The sequence below is a fragment of the Mucilaginibacter terrae genome, assembly GCF_031951985.1.
Lineage (GTDB): Bacteria > Bacteroidota > Bacteroidia > Sphingobacteriales > Sphingobacteriaceae > Mucilaginibacter > Mucilaginibacter terrae_A.
In genome coordinates this window covers 4,013,713-4,028,880 of the sequence record NZ_JAVLVU010000001.1, presented here as the reverse complement: position 1 = coordinate 4,028,880, position 15,168 = coordinate 4,013,713, and the positions used below count along the sequence as shown (strand labels likewise).

The window sequence follows — 15,168 nt, the reverse complement described above, 5'->3', positions numbered from 1 at the left end:
AGTACTGACATGAACTTGTCAGTGTTCAAGGTGTTCAACTGCGTTGCAGGCGTTATATGCGTTTAACATATTCGTTAAACACTAAATTGAACTCCGGAGAAAAACGAGGGCTTTTCGTGGGATTTCGCGGTTTTCAGATGAAAAAATCAAAGAGTAACAGGGGTATACAAAAAGCAAAAAGCCGCATATAGTATGCGGCTTTTGGTATGCTTAGGGCAATGTTTACGATACGGTGAGCTCGCCGCGGATGTCTTGCTCCAGCCAATGCTTAACCTCTTTAGGGTCTTCAAACTGGCTTAGCAAAAACATGGTTTTGGTAATGGCGGCTTCGAAGGTCATGTCGTAACCGTTAGCTACACCTATATCTTTGAGTTGCTTACTGGTTTCGTATCGGCCCAGTTCAACCGTTCCTACCTTACATTGCGATATATCCACAATTACTTTTCCGCTGTCGATAGCACCTTTAAGCAGGTCGGTAAACCATTGATCGGTAGTGGTATTACCCGCACCAAATGTCTCCATTACAATGCCGCGTACATCAGAGTTTACAATATTTTCTACCACCTTAGGACTTATGCCCGGGTATAGTTTAAGTACGGCTACATCGTTCACCAGCTCTTTATGTACAATTAAATCACCCTCGCCCGACGGACGAATATCATTGATACTAAACCGCAAATGCACGCCCGACTCGGCCAGTACCGGGTAATTGGGCGAACGGAAGGCTTCGAATTTTGATGAGTTATATTTGAATGAACGGTTACCGCGGAAGAGTTTATAATCAAAATAGATACATACTTCGGGCACACGCACTTTATCATTCTTTTTGGCTTTGGCCAGCTCAATGGCTGTCATTAGGTTCTCCTTGGCATCAGTACGTATGGCGCTGATTGGCAATTGCGAACCGGTAAAAATAACAGGCTTGGCCAAATTTTCGAGCATAAAGCTCAAGGCCGATGCAGAGTACGACATGGTGTCTGAACCGTGCAGAATTACAAAGCCGTCAACCTCGTGGTAATGCTTTTGTATAAGGCCGGCTAAACGGCTCCAGATGGCCGGGCTCATGTTCGATGAGTCAATAATATCCTCGAATGAATGTACTTTAATACGGCAGTTTAAACGTTCCAGTTCAGGAACGTTCTCCATAATTTGTTCAAAGTTTATGGGTACCAAAGTTTTTGTCTTTGGATCGCTCACCATACCTATTGTCCCACCGGTATAGATGATCAGTATCTGGCACATTTAATAATTGGTTATGCTATAAAAATAATAATCGTTAGTTAATAGTACGCTTATATGCCAAAAATTATTTTCGAATTTTCGGTAGTTATTTCGGCAACAGCTTCCAAACTCGTGTGATGCAGGTCGGCCACTTTTTGGGCAACATGTATCAAATAAGAGCTTTCGTTAGGCTTTCCACGTAACGGTACGGGAGTAAGATACGGAGAATCTGTTTCTAAAACTACATGTTTTAAGTCTATTTGTTCAACAACCTTGTCTAACCCGGCATTCTTGTAGGTTACTACGCCGCCTATTCCCAGTTTAAAATCAAGGTCGATAATTTCATTGGCCTGCTCCAACGTTCCCGAAAAACAATGGAAAATGCCACGTAAGTTCTCGTCGTATTGTTCCTTTAAAATTTCATACACTTCATCAAACGCATTACGGCAATGTATATTAATGGGTAGCTTTGCAGCCTTGGCCCAGCCTATCTGGCGCCTAAACGCCTCCTGCTGCTCGGCTATAAAAGTTTTATCCCAGTACAGGTCAATGCCTATTTCTCCAACGGCGTAAACCTGGTATTGTTGCAGGGCGGCGTGTATAGTTTCCAATTCCTGCTCCCAGTTGGCTTTTACATCACAAGGATGCAAGCCCATCATGGCAAAGCAGTTTTGCGGATAGGTTTTTACCATATCCATTACCTGTGCAATGCTGCTGCTATCCACATTGGGCAAAAACAAACGGCTCACGCCATTATCAAGGCAACGCTGTATTACTTCGCCTTTTTTTACCGGGTCGGTTTCGTAATATTGATGGGTGTGGGTATCGGTTAGTACCATGGCGCGAAAGTAAAAAGCCCGTGGCTATTAACCGCGGGCTTTTTGATATTTTTATTTAGAGGTGACTTTCTTTTTTGTGGTTACCTTTTTTACAGATCCTTTTTTAGCTGCCGGTTTTCTGGAGGCCGCTTTTTTAGTAACCGCCTTTTTATGAACGCCCGGTATTACCTTCACCAGTTCAATATCAAACACCAGCGGGCTGTAAGGCTTGATATCTTCACCTGCACCCCGCTCGCCATAAGCCAAAGCCGATGGGATGATGAATTTAGCTTTCGAACCTTCGTTAACTAATAGAAGGCCTTCGTCCCAGCCACGTATAACCTCGCTGTTGCCTACTACTACTTTAATGGGTTCATAAGTGCGGCCTGGCTGTTGTAAGCCACCTGCTTTAGCCACCTCTTCAATACTCGAATCAAACAGTTTGCCATCCATAGTACGTCCGGCGTAGTTGACCAGCAAAGTATCGCCGGCCAATGGCTTACGACCAGTTGACGGGGTAGTAATTACATACTTTAAGCCTGATGCCGTACTTAATGGCGCAAGCCTATTATCGGCAATATATTTAGCAATGGTTGATGTTTCGGCTCCGCGCATTTTCTCGGCTGCGGCAGCTTTTTCTGTGCGTTCTTTTTCCATAGCAGCCGTACGCTCGGCCATGGCTTGCTCAAGGGTTTGCACCTTTAAAATCTTAATGGTAAAGTTAAGGTAGCTGCCTTTAGGCAAAAACGGAGGGCGGCTTTCTTCGTGTCCAACAAAAACAGAATCGGTTGGTACGCGCACTAAAGCACTGTCGTTAACGCTCAGTATCGAAAACACTTCCATTAAATCGGCCACGCTGCGGCTGGGTTGTACCTGTACCTGGGCAGGCTTGCCCATTTGGTATGAGCTGCCCAAAACGGAGTCGCGGTCGTTTTTTTGGATGAAGTGAAAAGTGATCACTTCGCCCTCTTTAATTTTAGCACCGCCGCCGGCTTTTAAAATGCTGTATAACGCACCTTTGGCCGTTTTAGTAAAGTTAGCTTGTGCTGTTACCTGCCCTATTCCGGCTACGGCAAACAACAGGTATAAAAAAGCTTTTTTCATATAGTAATAGTCCTTATACATCAATTGCGAGGAACCAAACCATCAGCATGCTTTTAAGCGCATAAAGACTGTTTTGGTTCCTCGCAAATGACGAGAAATTTATTCGTAATTATTTTTGAGTTGGAGCCGGTGTTGGCGGCGGCAACTGCATTGTTGGAGGAGTTACTGCACCCGGTTTAGGTTTAACAATATCAACCAGTTCAACTTCAAATACAATTGGGGCAAACGGAGGAACCGGACCTAAACCCTGCTCGCCGTAAGCTAAGCTCGATGGAATAACCAAAGTAGCTTTTGCGCCTTTGTTTAATAGCTGCAAACCTTCGTCCCAACCTGGTATAACCGCACCTGCACCTACCGCAATACGTATAGGCTGGTAAGGGCGCATAGCATCATAAGTTTTCTCTTTTTGAGCAACTTCTTTAATGCTGGTATCAAATACTTTACCGGTAGTAAGTCTGCCTACGTAATTTACCACAGCAGTATCACCTTTGGCAATAGTAGCACCTGTACCTGGTTTGGTGATTTGGTACTGTAAGCCGGTTGAAGTTTTGGTGGCTTTGATGTTATTATCGGCAATGTACTTGCTTATTTTGCCAGGCTCAACACCTTTTAGTTTAGCCGATTCAGCTTTAAAATAATCGGTTACACGGCCCTGGAATACCTGGTCGGTAAGTTTACCTTTAGGGATAATTTTAACAACCTTAACCTGGTAAATAATGTATTTACCTTTTAAGTTAGCCGGACGCGGGTTAGGGCTTGCCTTAAACATCGAGTCGGTATTGATTTTAAACGTAGCACTGTCGCCTTCGCTCAGTTTGCTTATACCTGCATAAATATCACCTTTAAACTGCGGTTTAGGCATTAAGGTAGGCATAGGCTTACCGGTATCATACGAATTGAATAAAACCGAATCAGCATCGGTTTTAGCAATCAGGTTTACGCTTATAAAATCGCCCTCTTTAACAGGTGCGCCGTCTTTGTCTTCGTGAATGGTGTAAAGCAAGCCGCCTTCACCTTTTTTAAATCCGCTGTTGCAGCTGGCCAGGCCAATTGCTGCTGCGGTTAAAAGCATTAAACTTTTTCTCATTTTTTGTTTATTGAATTAACAGTGTTTTATATTCGGGTAATATTTGTTTGAATTTTTCTACAGTTTGCTGGAGCGATAAGGTCGACATGCCGCCCGCTGCGTTGCGGTGACCACCGCCATTGAAATACTTTTTACATATCTCATTGGCCGGAAACTCGCCGGTTGAGCGTAATGATAGTTTAACCATATCGGTACGTTCAACAATAAAGGCCGCTAAACGGATGCCGGTTATTGATAAGGCATAGTTAACAATACCCTCCGTATCGCCGGTGTGCGATTCGTATCGTTTTAACTCCTCATTAGTAACGCTGATGAGGGCGGTATTGTATTCGCGTAAAATTTCGAGCTTATTGCTCAGGCAGTAACCCAAAAAGCGTAAACGGTTTTCGGGAGCATTGCTGTAAACCAGTTCGTGAATACGCCAGTTTACCGCACCTGCATCAATAAGATCAGCCACTATGCGGTGCACGGCCGAGGTAGTATTAGGTAAACGGAACGATGCCGAATCGGTCATGATGCCGGTATAAAGGGCCGTGGCCACATCGGCATTGATCAGGTCGGGACGTTGCAGTTCTTCTACAATAAAGGTGTATACCAGTTGAGCGGTTGCACAGGCGTTGATGTTCCAGTAGCGGTAATCGTCAAAATCTTCGGGCTCGAGGTGATGGTCTATCATCACCTTAACCGCGCTGCTTTGGCGCACAAGTTCGCCCATTTGGTTAATGCGGCTCAGGTTATTAAAGTCGAGGCAAAAAATAATGCTGGCTTCGGCAATTAGTTGAGTAGCCGCTTCGGTTTGCTCGGTGTAAATAATTACCTCTTCGTTTCCGGGCATCCACCACAAAAACTCAGGATAATCGGTAGGAGCAACAACCTTAGCATGGTGGCCAAGTTGTATTAAATAATTATACAAACCAAGGGATGAACCCATAGCGTCACCATCGGGTTTATGATGCGTGGTGATTACTATTTTTTGAGGCTGGTTTAATAGCGTACTAAGCGCGGCTGTATCTAACATCAACTAAAAAAGAAGTGCAAATCTAAAACAATTATATCATAAACAAACCATGTAAATTATACAAAAAGCTTTAGGTTTCAGTAACAAAACTCTATTTTTGCAGCAATTTTTAAACAAACATGGAAAACAACAAAACTTTCACCATGATTAAGCCCGATGCAGTACGCAACGGCCACACTGGTGCTATATTAGATCACATTATTAAAGGTGGTTTCAAAATTACAGCTATGAAGTATACTTCGTTAACTCCTGAAAAAGCAGGCGAGTTTTACGCAGTACACAGCGAGCGTCCTTTTTACAAAGACCTGGTTGGCTTCATGTCATCAGGTCCTATCGTTGCTGCTATCTTAGAAAAAGATAATGCAGTAGCTGATTTCCGCACCCTGATTGGCGCTACCGATCCAAGCAAAGCCGAAGCCGGTACTATCCGTGCGCTGTTTGCCGAGTCGATAGAAGCAAATGCTGTTCACGGTTCAGATTCTGACGAGAACGCTGCCATCGAAGGAAGCTTTTACTTCTCAGCTTTCGAGAAATTTTAAGTTTATTTCGCTAAAGAATAATTAATATTCTTTGCAGAACAAGGGCTAAATTTATCTTTGGGGCAAATTAATTTTTACCCAAAGATAAATTTAGCCCTTTTTTATATTGTTGTGGCATAATTTTTTCGGGGTGAAAATTCATTTTATTATATTAGCCATATGAAGAAAGCATCAAGAGCCGCTATTTACTCAGTATTTTTAGTACTATTCGTTATTGGAAGCTGGTCACTGGTTAAAGCGCATCCTGAAGTGCAATTTACATTTTACATTCCGGCAGCTATCATACTTATATATGCCGTAATACGCGATGACCTGTTTACCAAACCGGGCCAAAACGCTCGCCACGCATCACGCTAAAGAAATATAATTTCTTCAACCAGCGTACTTCCGGCTTCGGTATTAATTTTATCGAGTATTTGCGAGCGCATCATCATCAGTTCGTTTTTAACAACCGATGAATCGATTCGAAGAAAAAGCCTTTTATTATTGATAAACAACTCACTGGTACGATTGGCAACAGGCTTGCCAACAATATCGGGCCAGGCCGCTATAACCGCCGTTTCATCAAAACGGCGTTTTATTTTATATACGTTGAGCATTTGCTCAATGGCTTCTTTAATAGTTTTATCGTTAGGCTTACGCATGTCTTTATTTTATTAGTGTAGAAAGTACTTAGTAAAAAGTAGTAAGTATTTAGTAGAAGGATATTCCAGAGAAGCTGTCTTACTACTTTGTACTTACTACTTTTTACTAAACTGATACTTCTCCCCCATTTACATTAAACACTTTCACTTCAACACTTATACGCTCAAAAATGGTGCTTACCCGGCTGGCACTGGCGTCGGTAATAAATACCTGGCCAAATTCGTGATTACTTACCAGTTGCATGAGTTTGGTAATGCGGTGCTCGTCAAGCTTATCAAATATATCATCGAGCAGCAACAATGGTTTAAATCCTTTTTGCTGTTGCAGGTACATATATTGCGCCAGTTTTAGAGCTATTAAAAAAGATTTTTGCTGCCCCTGCGAGCCAAATTTTTTAAGCGGCATACCATGTATGCTAAACAGCAAATCATCGCGATGAATACCGGCCGTGGTGCGTTCCAGCACACGATCCTTCTCTGTAGTTTTTTTCAACAAAGCCGCAAAATCATCATTTAGCAATTGCGAATCGTAAACCAGCTCCACCTTTTCTGCATCCTCGGTTAAAAAAAGATAATACTGATTAAACAGTACGGTATAGCTTTCTAAAAATTGCCTGCGCTTTTTAAATATTTTGGTGCCCGATGCTACCAGTTGCTCATCCAGCACCTCCAGCAGGCTGGGGTCTAAACGTCCGGTTTCGGCAATGCGCTTGAGCAGTGCGTTGCGGTTTGCCAATACCTTATTATATATAATGAGTTCGTCGAGGTAATGATTATCAGTTTGTGATATTACATTATCTACAAACTTACGCCGCTCCTCGCTGCCCTCCATAATAATACTGGCATCATATGGCGATACCATTACCAGCGGGAACAAGCCAATATGGTCGGCCAGGCGCTGGTAGTCTTTTTTATTGCGCTTAAATACTTTCTTTTGGTTTTTTTTTACCGAACAGGCTACTGTTTCGGGCACATCGTTACGGTCAAAGGTGCCGTTAATGATAAAAAAATCGGTACCCTGTTTTACCTGCTGGCTATCTATGGGGTTAAAATAGCTTTTACATAACGATAGGTAATGTATAGCATCCAGTATATTGGTTTTGCCTGCGCCGTTATTACCCACAAAAGCGTTTACACCCTCGCTGAAAGCTAATTCGGCCTCGGCATAGTTTTTAAAGTTGATGACGGATAGTTGCTGCAGGTACATAAAACAGGCTTCAAAGGTAGCACTAAAAGCCGATGGTTGGGGTGTTTTGGGCGGTTAAAATTTAAGGTAAATATTTAAGGCATTTGATATTGTGTAGAAATTTTGAATAACGTATTTTTGCAAACTTAATTTTAGCATACAAATGTCAAATACGGAAGTGAACGCCAATGTTGCGCCAGAGAAAAAATCTAATGTACCAACAGGTGGCTTCGTAATGGAAAATCAAAAAAGCCTGTTATTTATTGGTGCAGCTATTGTTGCATTAATAGCTATTTATATTGCTTACCAAAAACTTTACCTGGCCCCACGCGAGGTTGAAGCGGCTAACCAAATGTATGTAGCACAGGATTACTGGGCTAAAAAAGAGTGGGACAAAGCCTTAAAAGGCGATGCCAGCTACCCGGGCTTCGAAAAAATCATTAACGATTATAGCAATACCAAAGCTGCTAACCTTGCTTACTACTACGCAGGTGTAGCTTACTTAAATAAAGGTGAGTACAACAAAGCTATTGATAAACTAAACAGCTTTAGCAGCAGCGACAACATTGTAGCCGCCGAAGCAATGGGCAGTATTGGCGATGCTTATGTTGAATTAAAAGATTACGAAAAAGCAGAGAGCTTTTTTAAAAATGCGGTTGATAAAGCTAACAATAAGTTTTTATCACCTTTTTATCTTAAAAAATTAGGTTTGGTTTATGAGGCCCGCAAACAACAAAAAGAGGCTGCCGATACCTACAAAAAAATTAAAACTGATTACCCAACCAGCAACGAGGCACAAAGCATTGACGAGTACATTGCCCGCGCCGAAGCAAAACAATAATCTGAAGTTTTACGTACAACACTCTGCTGTTCATAAATTAAACTATTTGCATGGCTACACAGCTTAAAAATCTTTCTGATTTTTCAAACACCACTATCCCTAATGCGCGTCCGTTTCGTTTTGGCATTGTGGTGGCCGAGTGGAATGCAAAAATTACAGGCGCCCTTTACGGGGGTGCCTACCAAAGTTTGATTGATAACGGCACGTTAGAAGAAAACATTTTCACCTATTCTGTTCCCGGCAGCTTCGAATTAACATCGGGTGCCGATATTTTATTAAAAAACAAGCACTTAGACGCCGTTATTTGTTTAGGCTGCGTAATACAAGGCGAGACCCGACATTTCGACTTTATTTGCAACGCAGTAGCAAATGGTGTAAGTAATGTTAGTATAAAGTATTCAAAACCTGTTATATTTGGTGTGTTAACCACTGATAATGAGCAGCAAGCCGAGGACAGAGCCGGAGGCAAGCATGGAAACAAAGGCGTTGAAGCTGCTGTAACTGCTATTAAGATGGCTGACCTTAACAACCAGTTACAAGATTAATTACGCATTATAAGCAGTTTCAAAATGAAAAAAGTACTTTACATTGCCATACTGGCCGCCACCTTGCTGGGTACATTCTCATCGTGCTCAAACAAGCTATGCCCGGCTTACGGCAACTCCCGCCGCCGATAATGACATAAACAGGCGTTAATTTGACAAATTACTGAAAACCATTTTACGCGGATAGCGTATTTTTGTTGACAGTAATATTTGACAAACTTAACTATGACTTGGACAGCGTTAGATTCGGCAGAGCAGTTAAACACCATTAAACAGCAACCCGGCTACAGTATTATTTTTAAGCACAGCACCCGTTGCTCTATAAGCATGATGGCTAAACGCCGTTTTGAGCTGGACTGGGACCAACTTCCTGAAAACGTTCCTCTTTATTTTCTGGACCTGATCAAGTTCCGCGAAATATCCAGCCAAATAGCATCTGATTTTAAAGTACACCACGAATCGCCCCAGCTTTTGCTGATAAAAGATGGCGAATGCATTCTGGACCAGTCGCACGGCGGCATCTCGGTTGAAGAGACTTTGGAGATGGTGCAATAACTTTTATTCCGATTCAAGAATATAGAATCAAGATTACAGATTTCCTACCAGGCGTTAATTGTTGCATTATAATTGCAATGTCTTTACTCTTGATTCTGTACTCTGTATTCCAAATTTCCCTACATTTGTAACTATGATTGATTTGCCGGTAATTCCTGCCAACCAGGTACAACGCAAGCCCGATTGGCTGCGTGTAAAACTCCCAGTTGGTAAAGAGTATGCTCACGTTCGCAGTTTGGTTGATACGCATAAGCTGCATACCATTTGCGAGAGTGGTAATTGCCCTAACATGGGCGAGTGCTGGGGAGCCGGCACGGCAACTTTCATGATATTGGGTAACATTTGTACCCGGTCATGTTCTTTTTGCGCGGTAGCTACAGGCAGGCCTTTGGCTGTTGATATGGACGAGCCTAACCGCGTGGCTACCTCGGTAAAACTAATGCAGGTTAAACACTGTGTAATTACCTCGGTAGATCGTGATGATTTAAAAGACGGTGGTTCAATCATTTGGGCCGAAACTATCAATGCCATCCGCCGCGAAAGCCCCGAAACTACTTTAGAAACCCTCCTGCCTGATTTTAAAGGCAATTGGGAAAACCTGGCCCGTGTTATAGCCGTGCGCCCCGAAGTTGTATCACACAACCTCGAAACTGTGCGCCGTTTAACCCGTGAAGTTCGTATCCAGGCTAAATATGATCGTAGTTTGGAGTGTCTGCGCCAAATATCGGCCGCGGGCTTACGTACCAAATCGGGCATTATGCTGGGCTTGGGTGAGCGTGAAGAAGATGTGTTAGAAGCTATGCAGGATTTATACGATGCCGGCGTACACATACTAACTTTAGGCCAGTACCTGCAACCTACCCGTAACCACCACCCTGTTATTGATTGGGTTACACCAGAGCAATTTAACTACTATAAAGAGGTTGGCCTCAAAATGGGCTTCAAGTATGTAGAAAGTGGTCCGCTTGTGCGTTCATCTTATCATGCCGAAAAACATTTATTTGATTTATAATGTTGTGGTATAATATTTTATATTTACTGCACTTTGGCCAAAAAACATAAGATTACCCTAAGCGAGGAAGAACTTGTACTTGCCCTGCAACGCCACGAAAAGGTAGCGGCAGAGGCTTTATATGATATGTACTCTTCAGCGCTGTATGGAGTAATTATTCGTATTATTAATGATACGCCAACGGCCGAAGATGTTTTACAGGAAACTTTTGTTAAAATATGGCACTCTGCCGCCAGTTACAGCCCCGATAAAGGACGATTGTTTACCTGGATAGTCAATATTGCCCGCAATCTTGCTATTGATAAAATACGTTCGAAAGATTTTCGCAATCATTTTAAAAACCAGGAACTCGAAAATAACGTAGGTTACATCGATCAGAATAACAGCACGGTTTACAAACCCGAACTGTTAGGTGTTAAGGATTTGATTGATACGCTAAGACCCGAGCACAAATCAATACTTGATTTAATTTATTTTAAAGGTTACACGCATACCGAAGCTGCTGATGAGCTTGGCATGCCGTTAGGAACCATTAAAACACGTTTACGCATGGCAATACAGCAATTGCGTAAGCATTTCAATTAAAAGGTGGAAGAGATAAGGGCATATATAGAATCGGGAGTGTTGGAGCTTTATGCTCTGGGCGATATTAGCTCAGAAGAAAAGCTGCAAGTGGAAACTATGGCCTCACAGCACCCTGCTATACAGGCCGAACTTGACGAGATTGAAAGAGCCACTATTTTATATGCCGATGCTTATGCAGTTGAACCTGCTCCACAATTACGCGACCGCGTGCTGAACAGCCTCCTGACTAATTTTGCCGATGACCGCCGCCTTAAAACAGTGCAGCATGAAGATCGCGATGACGTTATAAGCAGACGCCTGGCAGCAGTTTCAGCAGCTAAACCAACGGCCAGCATATTTTATAAATATGGTTTTGCGGCCAGTGTATTATTGCTTTGTGTAAGCATTGCAGCTACTGCGGTACTATACACGCGCCTGCAAGATTCGCAACAAAAATTAATTACCTTAACGCTAAGCAATCAAAAGTTTGCCAACCAGGTAAACAATATGAGCGAAGAGATCAATGTATTCCGCGACCCATCTTACAAGCTTATACAATTAAAAGGCACCCAAAAAACACCGGCTTCGGCACTTACTGTTGCCTGGAGCGCCAGCAAAAGCAAAGTATTGGTTGATTTACAAACCGCTAAGCTACCCGCTGCCGATAAAGGTCACCAGTACCAGCTATGGGCTATTGCCGATGGAAAACCGGTTGATTTGGGCGTGTTTGATACTGCTGCAACCGATTCAGCAGATATGAAGACCATGAAATCAATTGGCACTGCACAGGCATTTGCCGTTACTATTGAACCCCGTGGAGGCAGTGTTAATCCTACTATGGATCAAATGGTGGTAATAGCCAGTTTGTAAAACTATATTTTGCCATATCTATTAATTGAAAATATTGTTCTGAAACAATTTTTTCTCTCCCTGAAAAGAAAATTAAATTTTTTTGAAATACTCTGTAACTATTTACATTTCGTAGCGTCTTATAAGTAACTTTTAAAAAGTATTTGTTGTTCTTTATAAGGTCAGTTAATAGTGAAGGGGTTGCATTCAAATACATGTGGCCCTTTTATTTTTTATAACATTTTTGCCATTGTAGCCGGCAGGTATGCCGCAACCTGCCCGGGCAACACCACATTAAGCCTGTTAGGAAGGGCTAACTCATCACCAGCTTTACCGTGTAAATACACACCAGCAATGGATGCTTGTTCGGGTGTGTAATTTTGAGCCAGCATAGCCGTAATAATTCCCGTTAATACATCACCCATCCCCCCTGTTGCCATAGCCGCATTACTTGTATAATTAAAATACAGCGTCCCCTGCGGAGTTGCTGTTATGGTATAGCTATTCTTCAATACGATATAAATCCCCAACTCTCCAGCTTTCAACTGTGCCGTTTGTAGCCTTTTCCACCAGTTTTTATGCTCACCAAACAAACGATCGAACTCTTTAAGGTGGGGTGTAATAATACTACCGGCAGGTAATTGTTCCAATAGTTTGGGGTTTGCAGCCAGCAGGTTCAACCCATCGGCATCAATTACAATAGGTTTGCCATAATCATTCAATACACGTTGAAGCAAGGCCAGGGCATCATCGCTTGTGCCCAAACCGGGGCCTATAGCAATGGTGGTGAATTTAGATAGTTCCAGGTCGGGCAGCGCATAATCATTCCTTACAATGGCCATTACCTCGGCCTGGTAACTGTTTAAGGCCGTCAATCCACTTTCAGGAACGCAAGCTGTGGTTAATCCCGCTCCGGCATAAACGCAGGCCGAGGAGCATAACAACGCCGCACCCATAGTTTTAGCCTGCCCTGCAATAATTAAAGCATGCCCATAAGTTCCTTTATGGCTAAACTTTGCGCGGGGTTTAAGTATCGCTCTAACATCCTTTTCCTCCACCATTTGGTAAGGCGACTGCAACGATCTAATAAAACCCTCATCCAAGCCAATGTTTACAGCCTCCCAACAATCTATATAAGGTGCCGATTCGGGTAGTAAAAAGTTAATCTTAGGCTGTTGGAAGGTGATCACCAAATCGGCTTTCAAAATCGTTGCAGTTTCTTCAAGTTCGCCATCGGTGTAAAAACCGGTGGGTAAATCAACGGCTACCACGTTTTTTTGCAAGCTGTTCAAATACTCTACCAAGCTCTTAAAATTACCCTCCAACGGTTTATTAAGGCCGCTGCCCAGCAAGGCATCAATTATAATATCGGCATCTTCGGCGGGTTGTGTATCGCCATCATCGAGTTCATGAATTGATATGGATAGCTCTTTTAATCTTGCAAAATTAGCATCAAAATCGGTAGTGGACTTATCGGAGTAGCGGGCTACTTTAACTTCAATATTGATGTAATCATGTTCAAAAAGTAACCGTGCTATAGCTAAACCGTCGCCGCCGTTATTGCCAGTGCCGCAATAAACTGATATGGTCTCCTGCTTATCCTGATAATGATTAACAAACCAGCTCACAAAGGCTTTTGAAGCACGTTCCATTAAATCAATTGAACTGATAGGCTCATGGGCTATGGTGTAAGCATCAGCTTCGCGAATTTGCGGGGCGGTGAGTAGAGGTAGCATAACAGATAAATATCGACAATTCAGTTTTGTTTTACCGAAGCCAAATTGGTAAAGCCGCCAATTTTATGGAGACGTTCTGCAATTTCATCATTACTGTAATCGCAATTATCCACATTTATTGAAAGCTTTCTTCCATCGGCCAATTTAATATTCACATACCTGGAATCACTCCGCCTCCGGCCCCACCCAAAATTTTTGGTATAAGCCTCTATACTAACAATAGCATTCCACTGAAAAGTTCCATAACGCCGAAGTGTCAACTTTTCCTCATCTGCAGTAATCAAGTATTTGTCTTGTTCGCGGTTAAGGAACCTCACATAGAAAGTGAAGAGGACAGCATAAATAATGAAGGTGATAAAAAAAGCCAATAACACATCCCAGTTTAAAACGCTGGAAACAATTGCGAGAGCAATAGGAAAAGTACAGGGAATAGCAATTATCAAATAGGTAGAATAATAATCTTTAACCTTTAATGTTTGCATAGCTTACAGTTCTGTAGATACATCTATACCGGGCAACTCCTTACAGGTTGCAGATAAAATCATGGCCTTTGCACTCTTATTCACCTTTGCCACGCGGGTTTCTACAAGTTTATCGTTCTTAACGCTCACTAAAAACATATCTTCTACCCATTTATTTTTTTTGTTAAGGCTGCGTTGCAACCAAACAACACTATTGCTATACCCGCTGCAATCACTGTAAAACATACGGCTTTCAAAAACGGCCTTACCTGTTTCATAATCATTTTCTTTACCCGGATAGGCGTACCTGAGTTGCTTGCCTTCGGGCAGCATTGGCCCATCGCTCTGCGACCATATATAAATAGAGAGGTTGGCTCCACACTCATTACATCCCCTACCCGATAATATGTAATAAGGAGCCTTATTACGGGTTTGCAAAACACCCATATACTTTAAATTGAACAAATTAGTTTTTAACTGCCTGTCGTTTTTTAATATGAGGTTCATGCCTTTCACACCTTTAACTGCCCATTGTGCAGTTGATGGTTGTGCATAGCCTTTAAGTAAGCTCAAAACCACCATAATGAAGAAAAAGACGAAGTTTTTCATGATAAGAAAAGTATAATTTTCAGGCTGTGGCTTTGATGAATTTTGCTTTGTAATACCATATACAAAACGCACTTACAGCTATAAATGGTAAACACAAGTACATGTTAGCAGTATTACCACTGCTCCAGGCACCAGCAATCATTTGTAGTATACATAATATAGCCGCTATTAAAGAAAGCCAATATTTAAAAAGTTTTTGTGATAGCCTGTAATATGCTAACCCTATAGCCGACAGCCATAGTAAAAACAACCCCGGCACAGCTAAACCTCCGCCTATAAATACTCCGAAGAGCATAAATGAAAAAGGCTCTGTACCCGAAATAATGCCAAGTATAAACGTTGCCACCACTAATGTTGTGAACCAAACTTTAAAACAATA

Annotated in this window: 18 protein-coding genes; 8 read left to right on the top strand and 10 right to left on the bottom strand. The window is 42.3% G+C overall.

Features of this window, described 5'->3' with window-relative positions; translation table 11 throughout:
* Positions 1-222: 222 nt before the first annotated feature.
* From QE417_RS17250 to QE417_RS17230, 5 genes are all read right to left on the bottom strand, one after another.
* Positions 223-1,242 carry an asparaginase gene (locus QE417_RS17250; RefSeq protein WP_311951714.1) on the bottom strand — a complete coding sequence of 340 codons (1,020 nt, stop codon included), beginning with the start codon at positions 1,240-1,242 and terminating at the stop codon, positions 223-225.
* A 50-nt stretch (positions 1,243-1,292) separates the two neighbouring features.
* Positions 1,293-2,060, bottom strand: coding sequence for a TatD family hydrolase (locus QE417_RS17245; RefSeq protein ID WP_311951713.1), 768 nt, complete (start codon positions 2,058-2,060; stop codon positions 1,293-1,295).
* A 51-nt stretch (positions 2,061-2,111) separates the two neighbouring features.
* The gene (locus QE417_RS17240) at positions 2,112-3,143 is read right to left on the bottom strand and encodes an FKBP-type peptidyl-prolyl cis-trans isomerase (RefSeq protein WP_311951712.1); all 1,032 of its coding nucleotides are present in this window, start codon (positions 3,141-3,143) and stop codon (positions 2,112-2,114) included.
* 109 nt (positions 3,144-3,252) lie between these two features.
* The gene (locus tag QE417_RS17235; RefSeq protein WP_311951711.1) at positions 3,253-4,230 is read right to left on the bottom strand and encodes an FKBP-type peptidyl-prolyl cis-trans isomerase; all 978 of its coding nucleotides are present in this window, start codon (positions 4,228-4,230) and stop codon (positions 3,253-3,255) included.
* Between the two features lie 7 nt (positions 4,231-4,237).
* A complete protein-coding gene (locus QE417_RS17230; RefSeq protein WP_311951710.1) occupies positions 4,238-5,248 on the bottom strand; it encodes a DHH family phosphoesterase in 1,011 nt (336 codons plus the stop codon).
* A 119-nt stretch (positions 5,249-5,367) separates the two neighbouring features.
* Between QE417_RS17230 and QE417_RS17225 the strand changes: the two genes are divergently transcribed.
* Both QE417_RS17225 and QE417_RS17220 read left to right on the top strand, forming a co-directional pair.
* The gene (locus QE417_RS17225; RefSeq protein WP_311951709.1) at positions 5,368-5,787 is read left to right on the top strand and encodes a nucleoside-diphosphate kinase; all 420 of its coding nucleotides are present in this window, start codon (positions 5,368-5,370) and stop codon (positions 5,785-5,787) included.
* 159 nt (positions 5,788-5,946) lie between these two features.
* Complete coding sequence (locus QE417_RS17220) at positions 5,947-6,144, top strand: hypothetical protein (protein ID WP_311951708.1); 198 nt, start codon at positions 5,947-5,949, stop codon at positions 6,142-6,144.
* Here QE417_RS17220 and QE417_RS17215 read toward each other — a convergent pair.
* Together QE417_RS17215 and recF are read right to left on the bottom strand one after the other, a co-directional pair.
* Complete coding sequence (locus QE417_RS17215; RefSeq protein WP_311951707.1) at positions 6,141-6,431, bottom strand: DUF721 domain-containing protein; 291 nt, start codon at positions 6,429-6,431, stop codon at positions 6,141-6,143. The two genes, QE417_RS17220 and QE417_RS17215, sit on opposite strands and share 4 nt — an antisense overlap.
* Before the next feature lie 106 nt (positions 6,432-6,537).
* Complete coding sequence (gene recF, locus QE417_RS17210) at positions 6,538-7,638, bottom strand: DNA replication/repair protein RecF (RefSeq protein WP_311951706.1); 1,101 nt, start codon at positions 7,636-7,638, stop codon at positions 6,538-6,540.
* Between the two features lie 142 nt (positions 7,639-7,780).
* Between recF and QE417_RS17205 the strand changes: the two genes are divergently transcribed.
* From QE417_RS17205 to QE417_RS17180, 6 genes are all read left to right on the top strand, one after another.
* On the top strand, positions 7,781-8,458 hold the full coding sequence (locus tag QE417_RS17205; protein WP_311951705.1) for a tetratricopeptide repeat protein: 678 nt from the start codon (positions 7,781-7,783) through the stop codon (positions 8,456-8,458).
* Positions 8,459-8,508: 50 nt separating this feature from the next.
* Complete coding sequence (gene ribH, locus QE417_RS17200) at positions 8,509-9,003, top strand: 6,7-dimethyl-8-ribityllumazine synthase (protein WP_311951704.1); 495 nt, start codon at positions 8,509-8,511, stop codon at positions 9,001-9,003.
* Positions 9,004-9,228: 225 nt separating this feature from the next.
* Positions 9,229-9,558, top strand: coding sequence for a bacillithiol system redox-active protein YtxJ (gene ytxJ, locus QE417_RS17195; protein WP_311951703.1), 330 nt, complete (start codon positions 9,229-9,231; stop codon positions 9,556-9,558).
* A 133-nt stretch (positions 9,559-9,691) separates the two neighbouring features.
* Complete coding sequence (gene lipA / locus QE417_RS17190; protein WP_311951702.1) at positions 9,692-10,570, top strand: lipoyl synthase; 879 nt, start codon at positions 9,692-9,694, stop codon at positions 10,568-10,570.
* Between the two features lie 33 nt (positions 10,571-10,603).
* Positions 10,604-11,155, top strand: coding sequence for an RNA polymerase sigma factor (locus QE417_RS17185; RefSeq protein ID WP_311951701.1), 552 nt, complete (start codon positions 10,604-10,606; stop codon positions 11,153-11,155).
* 3 nt (positions 11,156-11,158) lie between these two features.
* Positions 11,159-12,004, top strand: a complete 846-nt coding sequence (locus QE417_RS17180) for an anti-sigma factor (RefSeq protein ID WP_311951700.1) — start codon at positions 11,159-11,161, stop codon at positions 12,002-12,004.
* Between the two features lie 212 nt (positions 12,005-12,216).
* On the opposite strand, the gene QE417_RS17175 is transcribed toward QE417_RS17180, so the two are convergent.
* The 3 genes from QE417_RS17175 to QE417_RS17165 are packed head-to-tail and all read right to left on the bottom strand — an operon-like array spanning position 12,217 to position 14,789.
* Positions 12,217-13,719, bottom strand: coding sequence for an NAD(P)H-hydrate dehydratase (locus QE417_RS17175; RefSeq protein ID WP_311951699.1), 1,503 nt, complete (start codon positions 13,717-13,719; stop codon positions 12,217-12,219).
* Positions 13,720-13,739: 20 nt separating this feature from the next.
* Positions 13,740-14,201 carry a hypothetical protein gene (locus tag QE417_RS17170; RefSeq protein ID WP_311951698.1) on the bottom strand — a complete coding sequence of 154 codons (462 nt, stop codon included), beginning with the start codon at positions 14,199-14,201 and terminating at the stop codon, positions 13,740-13,742.
* Positions 14,202-14,204: 3 nt separating this feature from the next.
* A complete protein-coding gene (locus QE417_RS17165) occupies positions 14,205-14,789 on the bottom strand; it encodes a hypothetical protein (protein WP_311951697.1) in 585 nt (194 codons plus the stop codon).
* Positions 14,790-15,168 lie beyond the last annotated feature (379 nt).

Coding starts and splice junctions, on each gene's coding strand:
- QE417_RS17250 (WP_311951714.1), bottom strand. CDS start 1,242: ATGTGCCAGATACTGATCATCTATACCGGTGGGACAATAGGTATGGTG.
- QE417_RS17245 (WP_311951713.1), bottom strand. CDS start 2,060: ATGGTACTAACCGATACCCACACCCATCAATATTACGAAACCGACCCG.
- QE417_RS17240 (WP_311951712.1), bottom strand. CDS start 3,143: ATGAAAAAAGCTTTTTTATACCTGTTGTTTGCCGTAGCCGGAATAGGG.
- QE417_RS17235 (WP_311951711.1), bottom strand. CDS start 4,230: ATGAGAAAAAGTTTAATGCTTTTAACCGCAGCAGCAATTGGCCTGGCC.
- QE417_RS17230 (WP_311951710.1), bottom strand. CDS start 5,248: ATGTTAGATACAGCCGCGCTTAGTACGCTATTAAACCAGCCTCAAAAA.
- QE417_RS17225 (WP_311951709.1), top strand. CDS start 5,368: ATGGAAAACAACAAAACTTTCACCATGATTAAGCCCGATGCAGTACGC.
- QE417_RS17220 (WP_311951708.1), top strand. CDS start 5,947: ATGAAGAAAGCATCAAGAGCCGCTATTTACTCAGTATTTTTAGTACTA.
- QE417_RS17215 (WP_311951707.1), bottom strand. CDS start 6,431: ATGCGTAAGCCTAACGATAAAACTATTAAAGAAGCCATTGAGCAAATG.
- recF (WP_311951706.1), bottom strand. CDS start 7,638: ATGTACCTGCAGCAACTATCCGTCATCAACTTTAAAAACTATGCCGAG.
- QE417_RS17205 (WP_311951705.1), top strand. CDS start 7,781: ATGTCAAATACGGAAGTGAACGCCAATGTTGCGCCAGAGAAAAAATCT.
- ribH (WP_311951704.1), top strand. CDS start 8,509: ATGGCTACACAGCTTAAAAATCTTTCTGATTTTTCAAACACCACTATC.
- ytxJ (WP_311951703.1), top strand. CDS start 9,229: ATGACTTGGACAGCGTTAGATTCGGCAGAGCAGTTAAACACCATTAAA.
- lipA (WP_311951702.1), top strand. CDS start 9,692: ATGATTGATTTGCCGGTAATTCCTGCCAACCAGGTACAACGCAAGCCC.
- QE417_RS17175 (WP_311951699.1), bottom strand. CDS start 13,719: ATGCTACCTCTACTCACCGCCCCGCAAATTCGCGAAGCTGATGCTTAC.
- QE417_RS17170 (WP_311951698.1), bottom strand. CDS start 14,201: ATGCAAACATTAAAGGTTAAAGATTATTATTCTACCTATTTGATAATT.
- QE417_RS17165 (WP_311951697.1), bottom strand. CDS start 14,789: ATGAAAAACTTCGTCTTTTTCTTCATTATGGTGGTTTTGAGCTTACTT.